Annotated in this window: 16 protein-coding genes; 11 read left to right on the top strand and 5 right to left on the bottom strand. The window is 71.7% G+C overall.

The genetic code is table 11. The annotated features are described in order from the left end of the window. Nucleotides 1-240 precede the first annotated feature (240 nt). The 7 genes from pseB (at nt 241) to GUI43_RS24495 (ending at nt 7,615) form a co-directional block, all read left to right on the top strand. Entirely contained in the window at nt 241-1,224 is a 984-nt protein-coding gene (gene pseB, locus GUI43_RS24525) for a UDP-N-acetylglucosamine 4,6-dehydratase (inverting) (protein WP_112585521.1), read from the top strand. Next, nucleotides 1,221-2,378, top strand: a complete 1,158-nt coding sequence (locus GUI43_RS24520; protein WP_112585519.1) for a DegT/DnrJ/EryC1/StrS family aminotransferase — start codon at nt 1,221-1,223, stop codon at nt 2,376-2,378. The genes pseB and GUI43_RS24520 overlap by 4 nt, the downstream gene beginning before the upstream one ends. A gap of 10 nt (nt 2,379-2,388) precedes the next feature. Beyond that, the gene (locus GUI43_RS24515) at nt 2,389-3,237 is read left to right on the top strand and encodes a hypothetical protein (protein ID WP_112585517.1); all 849 of its coding nucleotides are present in this window, start codon (nt 2,389-2,391) and stop codon (nt 3,235-3,237) included. After that, nucleotides 3,227-5,053, top strand: a complete 1,827-nt coding sequence (locus GUI43_RS24510; protein ID WP_112699880.1) for a class I SAM-dependent methyltransferase — start codon at nt 3,227-3,229, stop codon at nt 5,051-5,053. Before GUI43_RS24515 ends, GUI43_RS24510 begins: the two co-directional genes overlap by 11 nt. Continuing rightward, nucleotides 5,050-5,823 (top strand): cytidylyltransferase domain-containing protein, encoded by a 774-nt coding sequence (locus GUI43_RS24505; protein ID WP_258401854.1) that lies wholly within the window; start codon nt 5,050-5,052, stop codon nt 5,821-5,823. Before GUI43_RS24510 ends, GUI43_RS24505 begins: the two co-directional genes overlap by 4 nt. Beyond that, on the top strand, nt 5,820-6,896 hold the full coding sequence (locus GUI43_RS24500; RefSeq protein WP_146765951.1) for a PseG/SpsG family protein: 1,077 nt from the start codon (nt 5,820-5,822) through the stop codon (nt 6,894-6,896). Before GUI43_RS24505 ends, GUI43_RS24500 begins: the two co-directional genes overlap by 4 nt. 80 nt (nt 6,897-6,976) lie before the next feature. Then, nucleotides 6,977-7,615, top strand: a complete 639-nt coding sequence (locus GUI43_RS24495; RefSeq protein ID WP_112601685.1) for an alpha-ketoglutarate-dependent dioxygenase AlkB — start codon at nt 6,977-6,979, stop codon at nt 7,613-7,615. Nucleotides 7,616-7,628: 13 nt separating this feature from the next. Here the strand turns inward: GUI43_RS24495 and GUI43_RS24490 are convergent, their stop codons facing one another. Then, the gene (locus GUI43_RS24490; protein ID WP_112699878.1) at nt 7,629-10,439 is read right to left on the bottom strand and encodes an AfsR/SARP family transcriptional regulator; all 2,811 of its coding nucleotides are present in this window, start codon (nt 10,437-10,439) and stop codon (nt 7,629-7,631) included. Nucleotides 10,440-10,786: 347 nt separating this feature from the next. Here GUI43_RS24490 and GUI43_RS24485 point away from each other — a divergent pair, with 347 nt between their 5' ends. Further along, nucleotides 10,787-11,359 (top strand): peptidoglycan-binding domain-containing protein, encoded by a 573-nt coding sequence (locus tag GUI43_RS24485; RefSeq protein ID WP_167457725.1) that lies wholly within the window; start codon nt 10,787-10,789, stop codon nt 11,357-11,359. A 312-nt stretch (nt 11,360-11,671) separates the two neighbouring features. On the opposite strand, the gene GUI43_RS24480 is transcribed toward GUI43_RS24485, so the two are convergent. The 3 genes from GUI43_RS24480 to GUI43_RS24470 form a co-directional block, all read right to left on the bottom strand. Then, nucleotides 11,672-12,190 carry a TrmH family RNA methyltransferase gene (locus tag GUI43_RS24480; protein ID WP_112699877.1) on the bottom strand — a complete coding sequence of 173 codons (519 nt, stop codon included), beginning with the start codon at nt 12,188-12,190 and terminating at the stop codon, nt 11,672-11,674. Between the two features lie 252 nt (nt 12,191-12,442). Further along, a complete protein-coding gene (locus GUI43_RS24475; RefSeq protein WP_112699876.1) occupies nt 12,443-14,926 on the bottom strand; it encodes a DNA gyrase/topoisomerase IV subunit A in 2,484 nt (827 codons plus the stop codon). Between the two features lie 32 nt (nt 14,927-14,958). Further along, nucleotides 14,959-17,016 carry a DNA gyrase/topoisomerase IV subunit B gene (locus GUI43_RS24470; RefSeq protein ID WP_091401367.1) on the bottom strand — a complete coding sequence of 686 codons (2,058 nt, stop codon included), beginning with the start codon at nt 17,014-17,016 and terminating at the stop codon, nt 14,959-14,961. A gap of 277 nt (nt 17,017-17,293) precedes the next feature. On the opposite strand from GUI43_RS24470, the gene GUI43_RS24465 reads away from it, so the two are divergent. The 3 genes from GUI43_RS24465 (at nt 17,294) to GUI43_RS24455 (ending at nt 20,440) form a co-directional block, all read left to right on the top strand. Beyond that, nucleotides 17,294-17,992: a hypothetical protein gene (locus GUI43_RS24465; RefSeq protein WP_112699875.1), complete on the top strand. Its 699-nt coding sequence runs from the start codon at nt 17,294-17,296 to the stop codon at nt 17,990-17,992. Nucleotides 17,993-18,176: 184 nt separating this feature from the next. Next, complete coding sequence (locus GUI43_RS24460; RefSeq protein ID WP_112699874.1) at nt 18,177-19,433, top strand: SGNH/GDSL hydrolase family protein; 1,257 nt, start codon at nt 18,177-18,179, stop codon at nt 19,431-19,433. Nucleotides 19,434-19,576: 143 nt separating this feature from the next. Beyond that, on the top strand, nt 19,577-20,440 hold the full coding sequence (locus GUI43_RS24455) for an alpha/beta hydrolase family protein (RefSeq protein ID WP_112699873.1): 864 nt from the start codon (nt 19,577-19,579) through the stop codon (nt 20,438-20,440). Nucleotides 20,441-20,459: 19 nt separating this feature from the next. Here GUI43_RS24455 and GUI43_RS33980 read toward each other — a convergent pair whose 3' ends face one another. Next, nucleotides 20,460-20,630 (bottom strand): hypothetical protein, encoded by a 171-nt coding sequence (locus GUI43_RS33980; RefSeq protein WP_158629581.1) that lies wholly within the window; start codon nt 20,628-20,630, stop codon nt 20,460-20,462. Nucleotides 20,631-20,777: the final 147 nt, after the last annotated feature.

The following is a 20,777-nucleotide window of genomic DNA, read 5'->3' as shown; positions in this document are numbered from 1 at the left end:
GACCGGCTGCGCGCCGGGCCGCCGGGTCGTTCGCGCGGTCACTGTAACGGCCCGTTCCGGCCAGGTCAGCCCACATTCGGGACGGTCGGAAGTGTTCGCCTACGCGGTGTTCGGCATTCACGGGAGCAGAGGTTGTGGTTCACCCGCGAGCGCCGAGGAGTTAACCCGCCATGGCTAGCGTGTCACCCCGGTCGGCCGGCCCAGGGCCGCTCGTTCATCCACGAACACGGGAGCACCACATTGAGTGAGTTGAATGGATCGTCCATTCTGATCACCGGGGGAACTGGTTCCTTCGGCAGGACGTTCCTCCGGCACATCCTCAACGAGGCCGACCCCGCCCGCGTGGTGGTGTTCTCCCGCGACGAGCTCAAGCAGTACGAGCTGCGCCAGCAACTCGGCGACGACCCGCGGCTGCGCTGGTTCATCGGCGACATCCGGGACCGGCACCGCCTCACCAGGGCCATGCACGGCGTCGACCACGTGGTGCACGCCGCCGCGCTGAAGCAGGTGGACACCGCGGAGTACAACCCCTCGGAGTACATCGCCACCAACATCACCGGCTCGCAGCACGTCGTCGACGCGGCGATCGAGGCCGGCGTCAAGAAGGTCATCGCGCTCTCCACCGACAAGGCGTCCAGCCCGATCAACCTGTATGGCGCGACGAAGCTGGTCGGCGACAAGTTGTTCGTCTCGGCCAACCACTACGCCGCCCAGCACCCCACCCGGTTCGCTGTGGTGCGCTACGGCAACGTGGTGGGCAGCCGCGGCTCGGTGGTCCCGCTGTTCCGCCGGCTGGCCGCCGAGGGCAAGAGCCTGCCGATCACCGACAAACGGATGACCCGCTTCTGGATCACCCTGGATCAGGCCGTGCAGTTCGTCATGGACTCGTTCGACCAGATGCAGGGTGGCGAGCTTTTCGTGCCGCGCATCCCGAGCATGCGCATCCTCGACCTGGTCGAGGCCGTGGCCCCGGACGCCACCACCCACGAGATCGGGATCCGGCCGGGCGAGAAGCTGCACGAGGAGATGATCGCGCCCGACGACAGCCGGCGGACGCTTCGCGCCGACGGTCGGTTCATCGTCCAGCCGACCATCGCCACCTGGGGCTACCAGGCACCGGTCGACTGCGACCCGGTGCCGGACGGCTTCGCCTACCAGTCGGACACCAACGACGAGTGGCTCACCGTCGAGCAGTTGCGCGACATGCTCGGCATCAACGGATGACGGGGATGCTCCCCTACGGCCGGCAGTCGATCAGCGAGGACGACGTCGCAGCCGTCGCCGACGTGCTGCGCGGCGACTGGCTCACCACCGGTCCGCAGGTCGACGCCTTCGAGGCCGACCTCGCCCGGTGGACCGGCGGAGTCGGTGTCGCCGCCGTCTCCAACGGCACCGCGGCACTGCATGTGGCGTACGCGGCGGCCGGGGTGGGGCCGGGCGACGAGGTGGTCGTCCCGCCGATGACGTTCGTGGCGACCGCCAGCAGCGCGGTCGCCCTCGGCGCGAAGATCGTGTTCGCCGACGTCGACGACGAGACGTTCTGCCTCGACCCGGCGGCGGCCGCCGCCGCGGTCACCTCGCGGACGAAGGTCGTCGCCGCTGTCGACTACGCCGGTCACCCCGCCGACTACGACGCGCTGCGCACGTCGGTCGAGGGCAGCGACGCGCTGCTGCTCGCCGACGCGGCGCACTCGATCGGCGGGACGTACCACGGTCGGCCGGTCGGTTCCCTCGCCGACCTGACCACGTTCTCGTTCTTCCCCACGAAGAACCTGACCACCGCCGAGGGCGGCGCCGTCGCGGCGCTGGACCCGGAGATCCTGAAGCGGGCCCGCCGGTTCCGCGGCGTCGGCGTGGTCCGCGAACGCGGCGACCTGCGTTTCCCGGATGAGGGCGGCTGGCACCAGGAGGTGCACGAGTTCGGGCTGAACTACCGGCTGCCGGACGTGCTCTGCGCTCTGGGTCGCAGCCAACTGCGTCGACTCGGCGAGTTCACGGCCCGCCGCAGCGCCCTGGTCGCCCGCTACGACGAGGCACTGGCCGACCTCGACGGCGTACTGCTGCCGAACCGCAGGTCGTGGGCCGACCCGGCCTGGCACCTCTACCCGATCCGGGTGCTCGACGGGCGTCGCCGCGAGGTGTATGACCGGATGCGGGCCGCCGGCATCGGCGTCCAGGTCAACTACATCCCGGTGCACTGGCACCCGGCCTTCGCCGACCTGGGTTACCGGCGCGGGTCCTGCCCGGTGGCCGAGTCGTTCTACGCCCAGCAGCTGTCGCTGCCGCTGTACCCGGGGCTCAGCGACGCCGACCAGGACCGCGTCATCGATGCGCTGACCGCCGCGGTGCGGGTCGGCTCGGTGCGTTCCGCCGCCTGATGGGAACCTGATGCACCACGCCAACCACTTCTACGGCCACGCGCACGTGCTGGCCCGGTACGCCGGCCTCGGTGACCGGCACCCACCCCGGATCAACGGGTACGTGCAGCACGGCTGGAACATCGGTGACGGCCTGGCCCCCGGCCACCCGTACGCCGAACGCACCCCCAGCCTGCTCTGGTCGGAGCAGACCCGCCGCCGGGCCTGGTCCGTGGGGCGACGCAACGTGGTCGTCATCGGCGCGCCGTTCAGCTACCTGTTGGCCATGCGACCCGAGGAACCACCGGCCGAGGAGCGGGAGGGCACCATCTGGTACCCGTTCCACGGCTGGGAGGGTCAACACGTCAAGGGCGACCACCGCAAACTGATCGCCCTCATCCAGGACACCGAGCCCGGCCCGGTCACGGTCTGCCTCTACTGGCACGAGTACCGGATGCGCAACGTGCGCCGGCTCTACGAGCGCGCCGGGTTCCGGGTGATCTGCCACGGCTACCGGGGGCACTGGTGGAAGGACACCGACCCGGAGTTCCTCGACCGACAGCTCACCGAGCTGCGCCGTCACCGCCGGGTAGCGTCCAACCGGCTGACCAGCGCGATCTTCTACGGCATCGCGGCGGGGTGCGAGCCGGCGGTCTACGGCGACCCGATGATCCTGTCCAACGAGGACCCCACCTTCGGCGGCACCGCTCGGATCCGACGGCAGTGGCCGCAGCTGCACGGCACCACTGTCGACCTGCCCACCGCTGTCGAGATCGCCCGCGCCGAGCTGGGCACCGACCACCGCTGCACGCCGGCCGAGCTACGCGAGCTGCTCGGTTGGGCGAACCTCCAGGAGGAAGAGGAAGACCGTGACGACTGAGACGGCACCCGCCGACCGGATCACCCTGCCGGGCGGCGAGATGCTGGCCTGGTCGGACCTGCCGCAGGAACGGCTGGCCAACGGGGGGCCGCTCGCCGCGCTGGCCGCCCGGTTGGTGCCGCCCGGCGCCCGGGTCCTGGTGGCCGGTCCACACGACCCGGCGCTGCTCGACCAGCTCACCCACGCCGAGGTCACCTGCCTGCTGCGCAGCCACCCGGACGCGGTGGCGCTGGCGCACCGGGCCGCCCGCGTGGTGGTGGGTGGCCCGGCCGGGCTGCCCGACGACGAGACGTACGACGTGGTGATCGCCGCCGCCGGGCTGGACCCGGTGGAGTCGGTGGAGGGCACCCGGCTCGGCTGGGACGCTGTGCTGGCGCGACTCGTCGCCGCGGTGCGACCGGGTGGCGCGTTGCTGCTGCGCCTGGACAACCCGCTGGGCCTGCACAGACTGGTCGACACCACCCCCTGGTACGCCCGCCGCGACGACTCCGCCTGGGCGATCGGCGGCGTGCTGGACCGGGCCCACCCCGCCAACCGGGACCAACTGCGCCAGCGCCTCGGCGCCGTGGGGCTGCGGCCGGCCGCGTGCTGGGCCGCGTACCCCGGTGTCAGCACCCCGACGGCGCTGCTGGACGCCGACCACCTCGACCGGGAGACGGGCTCCGGCCTGTTCGACGCGGTGCTGCACGGCGCCTGCGCCGGGGGTTTCACCAGCGCCACAGTGCTCCAGGACCCGGCCCGGCTCGCTGTGGACGCGCTGCACGCCGGGCGCGCCGCCGACCTCGCACCGGGCTGGCTGACCCTCGCCCACCGGCCCGCCGACCCCACGGACCCGACCACGCCGACCGTCGACCGGGACCTGCCGGTGGCTCTCGTGCAGACCGGTCGCCCCGGGATCGGCGTGCTGGAGGTGCTGAACGGCCCCTCCGGTTGGCGCTGGGGGCTCATCCCGACCACCGAGGCGACGACGCCGGCCGTCGCGCCGTTCGCCAGCCGCGAGGCCGCGTACCGGGACGCGGACGCGCTGTCCGGACCGGTGCCGTCCGGCCGGCTGCTGCGTACCCTGCTGCTCGACGCGGCCCTGCGCCGCGACCTGGCCACCCTGCGCGCGCTGCTGCGCGGGTACGCGGGCTGGCTCGCCGACCAGGCCGACACCGACGGCCGGATCGCCGGCGCGGCGGCGCTGGCCGGCACCGACAACGTGGTGGTCGACGGCGAGCGGTACGCGGTGCTCGACCCCAGCTGGCGGGCCACCGCCGCGCTGCCCGGCGACGTGGTGCTCGCCCGCGGGCTGTGGCGCTTCGCCGCGGGCCTGCTCACCGGCGGGTACGCCCACCCGTGGTCGTCCACTCTCGACGTCGCGGGCCTGACCGTGGTGCTCGGCGGACTCGCCGGTCACGACCTCGACCGCGCGACCGTCAGCGAGGCGGTCGAGGCCGAGGCGGCCATCGCCGCCGCGCTGCACGGGCTGGACGCCGACGGCACTGTCGGCCTCGCCACCGAGCTGCACGCCGTCGCGCCGACCGACCCGCCGGTCGGCGGGCACAGCTACCAGCAGCTACGCGAGGCGTGGCTGCGCCAGCGCGAGGAACTCACCCGGTTGGCCGCGCTGACCGCGTGGACCGAGGAGCTGCTCACCTCGCGGGAACGGGCGCTGCGCCGGGCCGAGACGACGATCGGCCTGCTCAGCGGGTCGCTCAGCTACCGGGTGGGCCGGCTCGCCATCACCCCGGCCCGCCTGGCCAAGCGGGGTGCCCGCGCCGCCAAACGTCGGGCCACCGCGGTGCTGGCCCCCAAGCAGGAGGAGCAGCAGTGACCGGCGTACCGGTGCCCGGGGTCTCCGCGGACGACGCGGGGCCACGGATCGTCGGCATCGTTCAGGCGCGGATGGGCTCGTCCCGGCTGCCCGGCAAGGTGCTCCGCCCGCTCGCCGGACGCTCCGTGCTGGGCCGGGTCGTACGCGCCGCCTCCGACAGCGGCGTCCTGGCCGGCCTGGTGGTCGCCACCAGCACCGACACGGTCGACGACGCGGTGGCCGCCGAGTGCGCGCGGCTCGACGTGCCGTGCCACCGCGGGCCGGTCGACGACGTGCTGGAGCGGTTCCTGGGTGCCCTCGCGGCGCACCCGGGGGACGCCGTCATGCGGTTCACCGCCGACTGCCCTCTGCTCGACCCGGAGATCATCACCCTGGTCGCGTCGGTGTACCGGGCGGTCCCCGGGCTGGACTACGCCAGCACGTCGATCGCCCGGACCCTGCCCCGAGGGCTGGACGTCGAGATCATCCGAGCGGAGACGCTGCGTACCCTGGGCCGGCTCGCCACCGACCACCACCGGGTGCACGTGACCTCGTACGCGTACACCCATCCGGAGCTGTTCCGGGTGCTCGGGGTGACGCTCACGCCGGACCGCTCCGCGCTGCGGCTCACCCTCGACACCGAGCAGGACTGGACGCTGGTCAGCGCGATCATTGACCACTTCGGTGACGTCAGCGTGCCGCTGGCCAAGCTCGCCGACTGGCTCGACGGTCAGCCCCGGCTACGCGCGCTCAACGCCGACGTACGACAGAAGAACCTGGAGGAGTCCTGAGCACCCTGAGGGTCGGGTTGCGCTGCGACGCCGGGCCACGGCGCGGCGTCGGCCACCTCGTCCGCTGCCTGGCGCTCGCCGAGGAGTTCCTCGCCCGGGGCACCGACGTCACAGTGTTCGGCACCGTCGAACGGCTCGACTGGGCAACCTCGGAGCTGGCCGCGCGGGGCATCCCGCTGCTCCCCGGCCCGGACTCGGCGGCCGAACTGGTCGAGGTGGCCCGCCGACACGACCTGGACGTGCTGGTCCTCGACTCCTACGAACTGGACCCGGCCGGGGCCGGTGCCCTGCGCGCCGCCGGCGTCTACACCCTCGCCATCATCGACGGCGACAGCCGAGGCCAGGTAGCGGACCTCTACCTCGACCAGAACTTCGGAGCGGAGCTGCCCGGGCCGGGTTCCGGGGCGGCACTGCCCGGCCGGCTGCTCGCCGGGAGCGGGTACGCCCTGCTGCGCGACACCGTGATCAGCGCCCGGCCGCCGGTCGTCCCGCCCGCCACGGCGGTCAGCCGCCCCCGGGTGCTGGCCTTCTTCGGCGGCACCGACGCGGTCGGCGCGGCCCCGGTCCTGACCCGGGTGCTGGTGGCCACCGGTCACCCGATGGACCTCACTGTCATCGTCGGGCGACCCGAGATCGAGGCCGAGGTCGACGATGTCGCCCCCGGCCGGGGGCAGACCATCCGGCCGGTCCCGCCCACCACCTCGCTGCCGGCACTGATCACCCAAGCGGACCTGGTGGTCAGCGCCGCCGGCACGTCCACCTGGGAACTCTGCTGCCTCGGCGCACCCAGCGCACTGGTCTGCGTGGTCGACAACCAACGTGAGTCGTACACCCGGGTGGTGCGGCACGGCCTGGTCGCCGGCCTCGGCGAGCTGCCGGAGCTGACCGCCGGTGGCGTCGCCGGACGAGCCGCCCGCGCGACGGCGGCACGGACCCTGCACGGGCTGCTCAGCTCGCCGCAGCGGCGCGCGACGCTGGCCGCGCGCGCCTGGTCCACCGTCGACGGGCAGGGCCGGGCGCGCGTGGTGGACGCGGTGTTCGACGCCGTACGCGCCGCCGCCGTCCCCGGCTGACCGCAGCGGGCCAAGGTCGGAGCGGGCCGGCACCGTTCGGCGCTAGCACGGGTGTACTAAAGTGCTGCTAGGGTGGCCGTATGACGCAGGCCGCCTATCAGCCGTCGATGCTCGACCTGGCCGACGCCGGGCCAACGCTGGGGCCGCTGCCCGGCCAGATCCGCCGACACCAGCTCAGCCGGGGCGCCTGGGTCGACCACCTTCCCGGCTGGGTGCGCGGCTCCGACACCGTCCTCGACACCCTGCTCACCGAGGTGCCCTGGCGTGCCGAGCGGCGCACCATGTATGACGCCGAGGTCGACGTGCCCCGCCTGCTCTGCTGGTACGACGGCGCGAGGCAACTCCCCCATCCCGTGCTCACCGCCGCGCGGGCCGCACTCACCGAGCACTACGCGCCCGAGTTGGGCGAGCCCTTCGTCACCGCCGGCATGTGCCTCTACCGCTCCGGGCGCGACAGCGTGGCCTGGCACGGCGACACCATCGGTCGCTCGGCGCACACCGACACGATCGTCGCGATCGTGTCGTTCGGAGCACCCCGACCGCTGCTGTTGCGCCCACGCGGCGGCGGCGGCGAGAGCCAGCGCTTCCCGGTGGGCCACGGCGACCTGATCGTCATGGGCGGCTCGTGTCAACGCACCTGGGAGCACGCCATCCCCAAGACCACCCGACCCGTGGGCCCCCGGGTGAGCGTCCAGTTCCGCCCCCACAACGTCGCCTGACCGTGGCCCTGCACTAGGGCGTCAGACGTTCGAGGCGGTGGCGGACCTCCTCGGCTGCGGGGTCGCCCACGTCCTCATAGATCCGCGCGGCCAGGCGCCAAGCGGCAGCGGCAGCGTTCCGGTCACCCATCCCTTCCCGGGTGTCCCCGAGTCGGATGAGAGTCTCCGCCTCGTGATACCGGTCCGCGGAGTCACGAAAGAGTGTGATCGCCTGCTCGTAGCAGTTGGCCGCGCGGTCGCGTTCGCCGAGGCGGTCGTAGGCGAAGCCGAGGCTGTCCAGCGTCGCGGCCTGACCGTTGCGGTCGTCGGTCCGTCGTTGCTGGTCGAGGGCCTCGCTGCAGCTGGCGATGGCCTGGACATAGTCGCCGGTGCTGGCGAGCAGCCAACCAATCGCGTTGAGCGTCCGGGCTTCGCCCGCGTGATTGCCGACCAGCCGGTAGAGCCGCAGCGCCTCGCGACCGTGTTCGAGCGCCTCGTCGAGCCGGCCGTCCAGGTAGCAGAGCTCGCAGTAGTTGTGCAGCGTCTGGGCCTGGCCGATCGGGTCGCCGAGACGTTCGTGCAGCTCAAGCGCGCGCTTGAGCCGGTACTCGGCAGTGGTGCGGTCGCCCAGTCGGGTCAGCGCGCGGGAGACCAGCCGGTTGGCGACGGCTTGACCGGCGAGGTCGTCGATCTTCTCCGCGGCACCCAGCGCGACCTCTTGGATGGCGAGCTGGTCCTGCCAGAGGCCGCGCGGCGCCACGAAGGTGGTCAGCGCCCACGCAATCTGCCAGGCATACGTCTCGAAGCCGTTCTCGGCGGCCTGTCGGACCACCCGGACCAGCACTCGATGCTCCGCCGTGAACCAGGCGAGCGCGCCGTCGTGATCGGTCACCGGTCGCCTGGCGGGTACGGGCAGCGGCGGCATCGGCTCGATCGGGGGCCACTGCGGCTGGAGTAGCCGGGCGGCCGGATAGGCGGAGTGCAGGTAGTGGTCGTACAGGCGATGTCGGGCTGCGACGTGTTCGTCGCCGCGCTCCGACGACTGTGCGAGCTCGGCCGCGTAGGCGCGCAGAAGATCGTGGAAGGCGAACCGGCCGGGCGCGTGCTCCGCCAGCAGATGGAGCCGGGTCAGTTCCCGCAGGATCGGCGTAACGGCCGCAGCCGACTCACCGGCGAGCGCCGAGGCCGCGGCGGTGGTCAGGTCCGGGCCCGGATGCAGCCCAAGCAGGGTGAACAGCCGGGCCGCGTCCACCCCCAGGGCCAGGAACGACCACGAGAAGACGCGCCGGACGTCGCCGTCGGCCAACGCGTCCAGCCTCGCCTCGGCCGAGTGCAGTTCGGCGGCGATCGCGCTGAGCGGGAACGTGGGATGGGTCGCGACACGCGCCGCCACTATCGACAGTGCCAGCGGAAGCCGGCCTGCGGCCTCGATGATGTCGGCCACCGCCACCGACTCGGAGGCGAGCCGGCTGACCCCGAGACGCCTGGCGAGCAGGCTCCTCGACTCCTCCGCCGTCAGCACGTCCAGTGTCAACGGCGTGGCACACTCGGCGGCGATCAGGCCGCCGAGCCGGTCACGGCTGGTGACCACGACCATGCAGCGGCCCGCACCGGGCAGCAGGGCGCGCACCTGGGCGGAGTCGCGAGCGTTGTCGAGCACCAGGAGCATCCGACGGGAGGCCAGCAGGCTGCGGTAGAGACCAGTCCGGGCCTCCATGTCGGAGGGTATCCGGGCGTGGGGCACACCGAGCGCTTCGAGGAAGCCGGACAGGGCGTCGGGCGGGGACACCGCGCCAGCTTCGTCGTAACCACGAAGGTTCACATAGAGCTGGCCGTCCGGGAAGCGGTCGGCAACCCGGTGCGCCCAGTGCAACGCCAGCGCCGTCTTGCCGACTCCGGCCATGCCGGACACCACAGAGATGGCCCCGCTCGTCGGCCCCTCAGCCCCGCCGTGCAGAAGCCCGTCGAGGCCCGCCAGCTCGACGCTGCGTCCGACGAATTCCGGCACCGCACGCGGCAGTTGCTCGGGGCGCTGGATGAGCGGTCCCACTGTCGTCTCCGGCGCCGGCCGGTCCGGCCCGGTTGGCGGTTGCGCCGTCAGGCCCGGGCGGTGATGCAGGATGTCGTCGTACAGCGTGACGAGCTCGGGTGCGGGATCGAGGCCGGTCTCCTCCGCCAGCGCCTGTCGGGCCTGCCGGAAAGCATCCAGTGCGCCAGCCACGTCTCCGATGCGGTACAGGCCCACCATCAGCTGGCCCCACGCCCGCTGCCGCAGCGGATGCCGGTCGAGCAGGCCGCGCAACCGGTGCACGACATCGGCCGACGCGCCGAGGGCCAGCACCGCCTCGGCGTAGTCCTCCTCGACGAGCAGCCGGCGCTCCTCCAACTGCGCCACCCGCCGAGCCAGTGTCGAGCGCAGCGGGAGGTCGGACAGCGGCGCGCCACGCCACAGGCGCACCGCGGCGGAGAGTTCGGCCTCGGCCCGGTCCAGATCGGAAACGGCGAGCGCCTCGCGGCCCCGCGCCGCCGCGGCGTCGAACAGGTCCACGTCCCGTTCGTCTGGGCCCACCCGCAGCAGGTAGCCGCCGGCCGCAGCGGTTATCCCATCCCAGGTCGCCCCACCGCCCAACGACCGCCGCAGCCCGCGCACATAGGTGCGCAAATTCGCGGCGGCCGACGCCGGTTCTTCGTCGCCCCACAGCATCGCGGCCAACTCGTTGGTGCCGACGACCTCATTCGGGCGCAGCAGCAGGGTCGCCAGCAGGAGACGCTGCTTCACCGAGCCCAGTGGAACCGACCGGCCGTCGCGGTACACCCGGAACGGGCCAAGGAGTTCGAAACGCAACCAGGCACCTCACATGTGGGCGCTGCCATGTGCCGCCACGCCTACAGCACCCGGATGACGCGGGCGAGTAGATGAGCTGTGCGTGAGTTGTACGGCGGTTGTACCGGCCCCACCGTACCTTCTCCACGGGGGGCCCGGAGCGGTGAGGACGGTTCTACCGTCCTCACCGCCCCATCCAAGAGCACCGATCGCCAGGACTGGTTGCACGACGGTGGCGCGAGGCCAAACGGGACCGTCTGTCCACCTGGCACGAAGCCACCTCGCCTGGTCGTGCCAGGTGTGACACCGCCGGCTGGCGCAACGCCCCAGCACCGTTGCCCCTCATGAATCCCGACCAGAGGAGATACATGTCGTCGCACCGCTCCACCCGCCGCGTCCTCAAGAGAGTCGCGATGCCCGCCATCGGCGCGGCACTGGCCATCGGCATCAACGTCACCATCGCCACGCCGGCCGCGGCCAGCGGCTCCTACACGGGCCGGGCGTTCGTCCATGGCACCGGCGCGGTGTCTGACGACTTCGATGACGAGGGCGTCACCAACGTCACCACGCACCGCAACTCGAACGTCGCCTGTCTCTGGCAGACCATTCTCTGGGCGAATGGCTACCTGCCCTCCTCCGGGGTCGACGGCGTCTTCGGCGACCAGACCGATGCCGCGACGAGGAACTTCCAGCGCGACAAGGGCCTCTCAGCGGATGGCTCCGCAGGCCGGAACAGCTGGACGAAGGCCGGCGACAAGCTGGTGCAGCACGACAACCAGAACGGGTGGCTGTACGTGGTGTACCACGGGGCGACGGGTTCCCGGAGCCCGTACGGCTCGCACCAGTTCGTCCTACAGCGTTCGCCCGACGGGAACTACCGGTTCTACCCGCCGCAGGGCAGCGGCCCCTACTGGGCCGCCTACAACTCCCGCACCTGCTGACCCCGCCCAGGACCACGACGGGGCGGATGCCGGGCCAGCCCGTGTCCCGATCCGGAGGAAAAATACGAAGTTCAACGGCTACACCGGTGTCATCGACGGCATCGCCGGGCCGGGCACCAAGGCGGCGTTCTGGCGCAAGGCCTACTCCAACCCGGCGGTCTGACCAACTGAGCATCATCGCGAGTGGCCCGACCCCCACTCGCTGACCAGCGACTCGCAAGGTAGGTCCGGACGCGACGGGACCGTTGTCCGGACCTACCTTGCGGTTCTCCGGCCTGATCGCCATTGATCCAGCGGTGACCGGGCGCCGCACTAGAGGAGGCCGGCCAGTTTGTAGAGGACCAGCGAGCCGGCGACCGCGACGTTCAGGCTGTGGCCGTGGCCGACCATGGGAATCTCCACCGCCGCGTCCAGCTGGTCGAGCGCCTCGGGCGGAATGCCGGTCGCCTCGTGCCCCAACAGCACCACGGTGCGCCCCCGAGCGGCGGGCAGATCACCGAGCCGGACGGCCTCGTCGGCCAGTTCCACCCCGAGGACCCGGGTGCCGGCGGCCCGTTCGGCGGCCAGCCAGCGCAGCGGACTGCCGACCCGGTGAACGCAGCCCGGCCGCCGCAGCGTGTTGCCCCGGGCCACTGCCTCGTCCACCCAACGAAACGGGGGCACGGCGAGGCAGGCGCCGACCGCGTCGCACGTACGCAACAGGGTGCCCAGGTTCGCGCCGTGCAGCGGCCAGAGCGGCGCGGCGATCAGGTGACCCCAGCAGCGGTGTGGCCGGGGACGGCGGGCGGCGCGTAGCTCACGCCTCGGCCGGACCCGGATGGCGGCGCTCACGCCGCACCGGCGACTCCGCCGGACAGGAAAGAAATCATGTTGAGGGGCGCTTCGCGGTGCACCCGGACCCTCACCGACAACAGAGCGCACCACCCTACCGTGCTGGCGGAGACCCCACCCCGCATGATCGTGCTCGACCCAGGATCGAGTGGCATCACCGCGTCGGTGATGCCACTACTTCCAGGATCGAGCACGATCTTCGGACCGCATGTGTCGGGCCGGCCCCGGGGACGGCCCGACAACGCGGGTGGGTCAGTCGCGTTCGATCAGGTGGCCTACCACCGTCGGGCCGAGCATCACCGCGAAGCCGCTGCCGTCACGGCGTGGGTCCGCCGCAGGCAGCTCCACCGGGTCGCCGGTGGCGGTCGCGCCGACCGGTCGCGGGCCCACCCAGGCGACGGCCACGTCCGTCTCACCCTTGAGGAAGCGGTGCGCACGCACGCCGCTGGTCGCCCGACCCTTCGCCGGGTACGCCTTGAACGGCGTCACCTTGACCGTCGCGCCGGTGGAGGTGACCACCATCGGCTCGCCGTGCCCCGGATCGTCGGTGCGCACCGCGCCGAAGAACGCGACCCGCGCCCCGGCCGGCAGGTTGATGCCGGCCATCCCGCCGCCCTTGAGGCCCTGCGGCCGGACCAACCCGGCGGGGAAGCGCAACAGCGACGCCTCCGAGGTGACGAAGGTCAGCGTCTCGGTGCCGTCGGTCAGCCAGGTCGCCCCGACCACCTCGTCACCGTCTCGCAGACCGATCACCTCGAACTCGTCGGAGCGCACCGGCCACTCCGGCGAGCAGATCTTCACCGCGCCCTGCCGGGTGCCCAACGCCAGCCCCGGTGAGCCCTCCGCCTGCCCGCCCAGCGGAGCCAGGCCGACGACGGTCTCCCCCGCCGCCAACGGCACCAGCTCGGCCGCGGACATACCGCCACGCAGTGACACAGTGCCCGCCTGCTCGGGCAGCACCGGCAGCGGCAGGACGTCGACCTTGAACGCCCGACCGGCGCTGGTCAACAGCAGCACCCGACCACGGGCGGTGGAGTGCGCGATGGCGCGTACCGTGTCGTGCTTGACCCGGCCGTTGCGTCGGCGCCCCTCGGAGCTCTCCTCCGACTCGGCAGCGGTTCGGGCGACCAGCCCGGTCGCGGAGAGGATCACCTGGCACGGGTCGTCGGCGACCTCCAGCGGGCCGGCCGGCGCGGACGCGGCCAGCACCTCCTTCAGGTCACCGTCGACAAGCGTCGTACGACGTTCGGTGGCGAACTGCTTGACCACGGCCGCCAGCTCGTCGGAGACCACCTTCCGGAGCACCCGCTCGTCGTCAAGGATCTTGCTCAGCTCGGCGATCTCGGCGCGCAGCCGCTCCTGCTCGGCCTCCAGCTCGATCCGGTCGAACTTGGTCAGCCGGCGCAACGGAGTGTCCAGGATGTACGTGGCCTGGATGTCGGAGAGGCCGAACCGGCTCATCAGCCCGTCCTTCGCAGCCTGCGCGTCGTCGCTGCCCCGGATCAGCCGGACCACCTCGTCGATGTCCAGCAGCGCGATCAGCAGACCGTCGACCAGGTGCAGCCGCTCCTGACGCTTGCGCCGGCGGTACGAGGTGCGCCGGGTGACCACCTCGTACCGGTGGGCCAGGAAGACCTCCAGCAGCGCCTTGAGGCCCAGCGTGCGCGGCTGCCCGTCGACCAGGACCAGGTTGTTGACGCCGAACGACTGCTCCAGCGGGGTCAGCCGGTAGAGGTCGGCGAGCAGCGCCTGCGGGTTGACCCCGACCTTGCACTCGACGACGAGCCGGGTGCCGCTCTCCCGGTCGGTGAGGTCCTTGACGTCGGCGATGCCGGTCAGCCGCTTGGTCTTGGTGACCTCGTTGGTGATCGCGGCGATGACCTTCTCCGCACCGACGCCGTAGGGCAGCTCGACCACTGTGATCGCCTGACGGCCCCGGCTGCCCTCGATCGGGCCGATCTCCACCTTGCCGCGCATCCGCACCACGCCACGCCCGGTCTCGTACGCCCGGCGCACCTCGTCCAGCCCGAGCAGCACCCCACCGGTGGGCAGGTCGGGGCCGGGGACGAACTCCATGAGTTTGTCCAGAGTGGCGTCCGGGTGGTTGATCAACCAGCGGGCCGCGGAAACGACCTCCGCCAGGTTGTGCGGGATCATGTTGGTGGCCATCCCGACCGCAATCCCGGACGCGCCGTTGACCAGCAGGTTGGGGAAGGCCGCCGGCAGCACGGTCGGCTGCGTCAGCGACCCGTCGTAGTTGGGCTCGACGTCGACCGTGTCCTCGCCCAGCTCACCGACGAGCAGCATGGCCTCGCGGGACATCCGCGCCTCGGTGTAACGCGAGGCTGCCGGCCCGTCGTCCGGTGACCCAAAGTTTCCATGCCCATCGATGAGCGGCACGTTGAGGGAGAAGTCCTGCGCGAGGCGGACCATGGCGTCGTAGATCGCCGTGTCCCCGTGCGGATGGTACTTACCCATTGTATCGCCGACAATTCGGGCAGACTTCACGTGCCCACGGTCGGGGCGGTAGCCCTGCTCGTACATCGACCAGAGGATGCGGCGGTGCACGGGCTTGAGGCCGTCGCGGGCGTCGGGCAGGGCTCGGGAGTGGATGACCGAGAACGCGTACTCCAGGTAGGAGTCGGAAACCTCGGTGACCAGCGGGTTGTCGAACACCCGCGCGCCGGCCTGGTCGAACGAGGAGAGGTCGACCTTGTTTTCCTTACGGCGTGCCATGACTCAGCTCTCCACTGGAACGGAACGGGCGCTCATGCGTCGATCGCATCCCGGTCGACGCGGTCGGCGGAGTCGATGAGCCAGTTGCGACGCGGCTCGACCTTCTCGCCCATCAGCAGTTCGAGGATGCGTTCGGCGGCGTCGACGTCATCGAGGGTGATCCGACGGACGGCCCGGGTGGCCGGGTTCATCGTGGTGTCCCACAACTCGTCGGCGTCCATCTCACCGAGACCCTTGAACCGTGGGATGGGCGTGACGATCTGCTTGCCGGCCTTCTCCAGCTTGCGGACCGTCGTCTCCATCTCGGCCTGCGTGTAGGTGTAGACGGTCTGCGGGCTGCGCCCCTTGGTGGTGATCTTGTGCAGGGGCGGCATCGCGGCGTAGAGCCGACCGGCCTCGATCAGCGGCCGCATGTACCGGGCGAACAGGGTGATCAGGAGCGTACGGATGTGGGCGCCGTCCACGTCGGCGTCGGCCATGATCAGCACACGGCCGTAGCGCAGCGCGGAGAGGTCGAAGGTGCGCCCCGAGCCGGCGCCGAGGACCTGCACGATGGCCGCGCACTCGGCATTGTCCAGAACCTGCTGGAGGTTGGCCTTCTGCACATTGAGGATCTTGCCGCGGATCGGCAGCAGCGCCTGGTATTCCGAGGAACGGGCCATCCGGCTCGTCCCCAATGCGCTGTCGCCCTCGACGATGAACAACTCGCTGCGATCGATGCCGGTGGCCCGGCAGTCGACAAGCTTCGGCGGCATGGACGCGCCCTCCAGGGCGGTCTTGCGCCGGGCGGCGTCCTTCTGTTGCTTCTGGGTGAGTCGCACCCGGGCGGCGTCGACGATCTTCTGCAGGACGGTGCGCGCCTCGGCCTTGGTGCGCCGGTCCTCCAGCCAGGCCTTGATGTGCGCGTCGACCAGGGACTGGAGAACCTTGGTGATGCCGGTGGTGGAGAGCTCGTCCTTGGTCTGCGAGGTGAACTGCGGCTCGGGGATCCGCACGTGCACCACCGCCGTCATCCCCTCCAGGACGTCGTCCAGGGTGGGCGGCTCCTCCTTGGCCTTGAGCAGACCGCGGGTGTTGCGAATCGCGTCGGCGAGCGCGCGGACGAGCGCCCGCTCGAAACCCTTGCGGTGGGTGCCGCCGTGCGCGTTGCGGATGGTGTTGGTGAAGCACTCGACGGTGCGCTCGTAACCGGTGCCCCACCGGAACGCCACCTCGACCTCGGCGCGCCGCTGCACGTTGGACTGCATGACGCCGTTGGCGTCGGCGGCGTTCTCCCGGTAGGTGCCCTCGCCGTTGACCAGCAGGGTGCCGGAGACCGGGCGGTCGCCGGCCGGGGCGAGGAACTCCACCATGTCGCTGAGCCCGTTGGGGTAGTGGAACCGCTCCTCGGCGGGCGCCTCACCGGTCAGGTCGCGCAGCAGGTAGGTCACGCCGGGGACCAGGAACGCGGTGTTGCGAAGCTTCATCCGGACGGCGTCGACGTCGAGCGCGGCGCCGGTCTCGAAGTAGCGGGCGTCGTGCCACCAGCGGATCGAGGTGCCGGTGCGCTGACCGCGCTTCATGGCACCGGTCACCTGGAGCCCGGGGCCGGCGGTGAAGGGGGCGTCCGGCCCGTCGCCGTCGAAGATGCCCGGGACCCCGTGCCGGAACGACATCGCGTGGATCTTGCCGGCCCGGCGGACGGTCACGTCGAAGCGGCGGGACAGCGCGTTGACCGCCGATGCGCCGACGCCGTGCAGACCGCCGGAGGTCTTGTAGCCGGAGCCGCCGAACTTGCCGCCGGCGTGCAGCCGGGTCAGCACCAGCTCGACGCCGGAGATGCCGGACTTGGCGTGCACGTCGGTGGGGATGCCGCGGCCGTCGTCGTCGACCTGCACGGAGCCGTCGGCATGCAGGATCACCTCGACGTGGCTGGCGTGACCGGCCACACCCTCGTCGGTGGAGTTGTCGAGGATCTCGTTGACGAGGTGACCCACGCCACGGCTGTCGGTGGAACCGATGTACATGCCGGGCCGCTTGCGGACAGCGTCCAGCCCCTCAAGGTGGGTGAGGTCATCGGCCCCGTACAGGGTGTCAGGCTCTGCGGTCAACTGGTCGTACTCCCCGGTCTCGGCGGTGTGCTGCCGGTCACCGGCGACATCAGCCGGCGTGGCGCGCCGCAGCGAGCCTAGCCCGAGGCTAGGACAACCACCGGAGGACCTACGCGACCCGCCGCGCGCGCCCCTCCGGACGTGAGCCAACGAACAGCCGCCGCGTGATCATGGGACCACGCAGAGACACCGCCACCGGTACGCTCAGCCATGATCGCGGCCGGTTGAGCGCGGGGTGCACGCCGGACCGGGTCGAGGAGATCGGGAGGCGGTCGAGGTGGACGAGACGATTCGCGACGCGCTGCGGCGCTCCCTCGGCACGCCGGCCCGGCGGTGGCTGCTGGTGGGCACCCTGGTGACCGGGCTGCTGGCCGCCGTGGCGCTGGTCGCGGCAGCGGATCCCGCCGACCGGACCTTCGCCGAACTCTCGGGCACCGTGCAGAGCCTGATGTCGGTCGCGACCCCGCTCTTCGGCATCCTGCTGGTACGCGACCAGCGCCGGGCGCCCATCGGCCTCCGGGTTCTGCCCACAGTGCTCGCGGTGGGGCTGCCGGCGGTCGTCATCGGCGTGGTCGGCGTGCTGATCTGCGCCGCGACGCTGGCCCTCACCCCGGCCGACGTCGCCGACGCGCCGTGGCGGTTCGCCGGGACAGTCGCGGTGGGCAGTGTGCTGGTGCAGGTCGTCGCCGGCCTGGTGGGCACCGGGCTGGGCCTGTTGCTGCGCTCGGTGGCGCTGGCGTTCCTGGCCACGATCATCCTGCCGCTGGGGCTGTTCGCGCTGCTGGGTGCCGTGGACGCGCTCCGTCCGGCGCAGCCGTGGCTCACCCCGTTCGGCAGCGTGCGCAACCTGCTGTCCGGCGAGATGAGCGCGCTGGGGTGGGTGCAGTGGCTGTGCGTACTCCTGATCTGGGGTGTCGGGCTGAACGCCGTGGGCGCGGCCCTGTTGCACCGCCGCGGCCGCCCGGCCGGTCGCTGACTCCACGCCGAGGGGCGGTCGACAACCCGGAGCGCGGGTCCTATCTCGACGCGGTAGCCCGCCATGCCTACGGGCGCATGTCTTTCGTCGAACGAATCTGTTACGGGCCATTGACGCCTGTCGCGCCGGGGTGATCTGATCGCGCTCTCAGAGAATCTTTCATCTTTCGATGGTTGGGGGCCCCATGCCCAGGTTCCGGCGTACCGCGCTCGCCGCGGGACTAACGATCGCCATGGCCGCGTTGTCGACCGCCGTCGCGCTGCCCGCACCCGCGTCCGCCGCGTTGCCCACCGCCGCGGTGGCACTCGGGGACAGCTTCATCAGTGGCGAGGGCGCCGGGGCGTACACCCCGGTCGTCGACGTCAACGGAGTCAGCCAGGGCTTCCCCGGTTGGACCGCGGCGAACAACAACGCGTTCTTCTGCCACCGCTCGGCGAACGCCTCGCTCAACCAGGCCAACCTGCCGGGCATCCAGAACCGGTTCAACCTGGCCTGCTCCGGCGGTCAGCCACACGACATCGCCAACGCCTCCCAGGCGCGGACCAACGGTCGTACGGTCGCCTCGCAGCTGAGTCAGCTACGCGCCGTCGCGCAGACCCAGGACATCGACCTGGTGCTGGTCGGCCTCGGCTCCAACAACAGCTCGTTCACCTTCGGCAGTGTCGCGGAGAAGTGCGCCAACCGGTTCATCGCCGACGCCTGGACCGGCTGGTGGGAGTTCTGGGCGTACCTGAACGGGCCGGTGGAGCAGAAGCCGTGCAGCGACGCCGACCTGGCCACCGCCGCGCAGCTGAGCGCCGCGACCGCCGAGACCACCGCGGCCGTACGCCAGATCCTGACCACCCTCGACCAGGTGGACGCGGACGGGCAGCACCGGGTGGTGTTCCAGGACTACACGAACCCGCTGCCGCTGGACCTGAACCCGCAGTTCCACGAGGAGGACAGCCGGGACGACACCCGGGACAAGTTCCGTGACCTGGGTGCCGAGCGGTACGCGGGCGGTTGCCCGATCCACCGGGCCAGCCTGGCGCCGGGGCACCGCTTCTCCCAGGGCCTGGGCAGCATCGTGAAGTCCACCCGGGACACTCTGGCCGCCGAGTTCCCCGCCGACGAGCTGGTGTACCTGAACGTGCAGCAGGCCTTCAACGGTGCCCGGCTCTGCGAGCAGACCAGCAGCCCGAGCGGCGCGCTGGCCACTCCGATCCGGCTTCAGGACGGTGCGACCGGCACCTTCGTCACCAGCCTCGCCGGCAAGGACAAGATCGCCATTCAGCGCATCGCCAACACCTGCGTCACCTACTTCCAGACCTGCCAGGAGTCGTGGCACCCGAACGCCACGGGGCACCAGGTGCTCGGCCAGTGCCTGAGCGGCGCGGCCTCCACCAGCGCCCGTTCGGTGGCCTGCGTGCGGGCCACCAACGGGGCGATCTCGGTCTCCTGACCGCAGCGTCCTTCGGAGGGCTTCGCCGTTCGGCGGGGCCCTCCGTCGCGTCCGTCGAGCGCGCGGCACGTCTGCCCACCGCTGTCGTGGACCCCAAAGGTCTGCTGCTACCCGCCGGTAACGTCAGGCCGTAGTCTGGGCCGATGAACGGGGACCCGGAGTACGCGCAGGAGTACGTCGACGTCGACGGTGGCCGGTTGGGTGTGCAGGTCTATCCGGAACCGGACGGCGTGTCGGCCGCGCCGGTGGTCGTGATCTGGCCCGCGATGGGGGTCCGGGCCCGGTACTACCGGCCCTTCGCCGCCGCGCTGCGCGCCGCCGGGCTGGCAGTGGTCGTGGCCGACCTGCGCGGCACCGGGGCGAGCACGCCCGCGCCGAGTCGGGCGGACCGGCACGGTTACGCCGAACTGGCCGACGACGTCGGCGCCGTCCTGGCCGCCCTCAAGCCACGTCTGGACGGACGCACCCGACTGCTCCTCGGGCACTCGCTCGGCGGGCAGGCCGCGCTGCTGCACCTCGCCCTGCACGGCAGCGACGAGGTGGACGGGTTGGCGCTGGTGGCGGTCGGCATCCCGTACTGGCGGAGCTACCCGGGCCGGCGCGGCCTCGGCGTACTGCCCTACACCCAGGGGATCGCCGCCACGGCGGCGCTGCTGGGGGTCTGGCCGGGCTGGGGCTTCGGCGGTCGGCAGGCACGCGGCGTGATCCGCGACTGGGCCCACACCGCGCGAACCGGCCGATTCCCCCAGCTCGACGGTACGGACACCGAGGCCGCCGTCCGCGCGGTGCGGACCCCGGTGCTGGCCGTCAGTGTGGACGACGACCAGTTCACCCCGCACGAGACCATGGACCACCTCTGCGCGAAGCTCGCCGACGCCCCCGTTACCCGGGAGCGGTACACAGTGGCGCAGGCCGGTACGACGTTGGACCACTTCACCTGGGTCCGCGCCAGCATCCCGCTGGCGCGGCGGATCGCCGGTTTCGTCGGCGACCTGCCGCCCCGCTGAGCCGTACCGGTCGGTCGGCTCACTCGTCCTGGTCCAGCGGCACCAGTTCACCGTCGCGTTCCACCTGAATCTCGGCGTGCTCCTTGCGGGGTGCGACCTCTGCGGTGTTCCGGTGTGGGTCGTTGTCGGGGTGCATGAGCACTGCGTCTGTTTTGGGGGTCTTCTCCCGGCTCTCGTCCGGCTGTGACATCGCGTTCCCCTCTCGTCGGCGTCGCTCGGGATCTACCCACCACCGGGCGAGTGACTCCTGCTCGGGGCAGATCGACCCGCCGACGCCAGGGATGTCCGGTAGCGGCCCTCCAGGGCGCGGATCGGCCCGCCCGGGGCGGGGTTAGCC

Source organism: Micromonospora noduli (assembly GCF_003264365.1).
GTDB lineage: Bacteria > Actinomycetota > Actinomycetes > Mycobacteriales > Micromonosporaceae > Micromonospora > Micromonospora noduli.
Note: the sequence above shows the minus strand (reverse complement) of the source record. Positions and strands in the feature narration are given on the sequence as shown.

Coding starts and splice junctions, on each gene's coding strand:
- GUI43_RS24515 (WP_112585517.1), top strand. CDS start 2,389: ATGCACCACGCCAACCACTTCTACGGCCACGCGCACGTGCTGGCCCGG.
- GUI43_RS24520 (WP_112585519.1), top strand. CDS start 1,221: ATGACGGGGATGCTCCCCTACGGCCGGCAGTCGATCAGCGAGGACGAC.
- GUI43_RS24475 (WP_112699876.1), bottom strand. CDS start 14,926: ATGGCACGCCGTAAGGAAAACAAGGTCGACCTCTCCTCGTTCGACCAG.
- GUI43_RS24455 (WP_112699873.1), top strand. CDS start 19,577: ATGAACGGGGACCCGGAGTACGCGCAGGAGTACGTCGACGTCGACGGT.
- GUI43_RS33980 (WP_158629581.1), bottom strand. CDS start 20,630: ATGTCACAGCCGGACGAGAGCCGGGAGAAGACCCCCAAAACAGACGCA.
- GUI43_RS24460 (WP_112699874.1), top strand. CDS start 18,177: ATGCCCAGGTTCCGGCGTACCGCGCTCGCCGCGGGACTAACGATCGCC.
- GUI43_RS24485 (WP_167457725.1), top strand. CDS start 10,787: ATGTCGTCGCACCGCTCCACCCGCCGCGTCCTCAAGAGAGTCGCGATG.
- GUI43_RS24495 (WP_112601685.1), top strand. CDS start 6,977: ATGACGCAGGCCGCCTATCAGCCGTCGATGCTCGACCTGGCCGACGCC.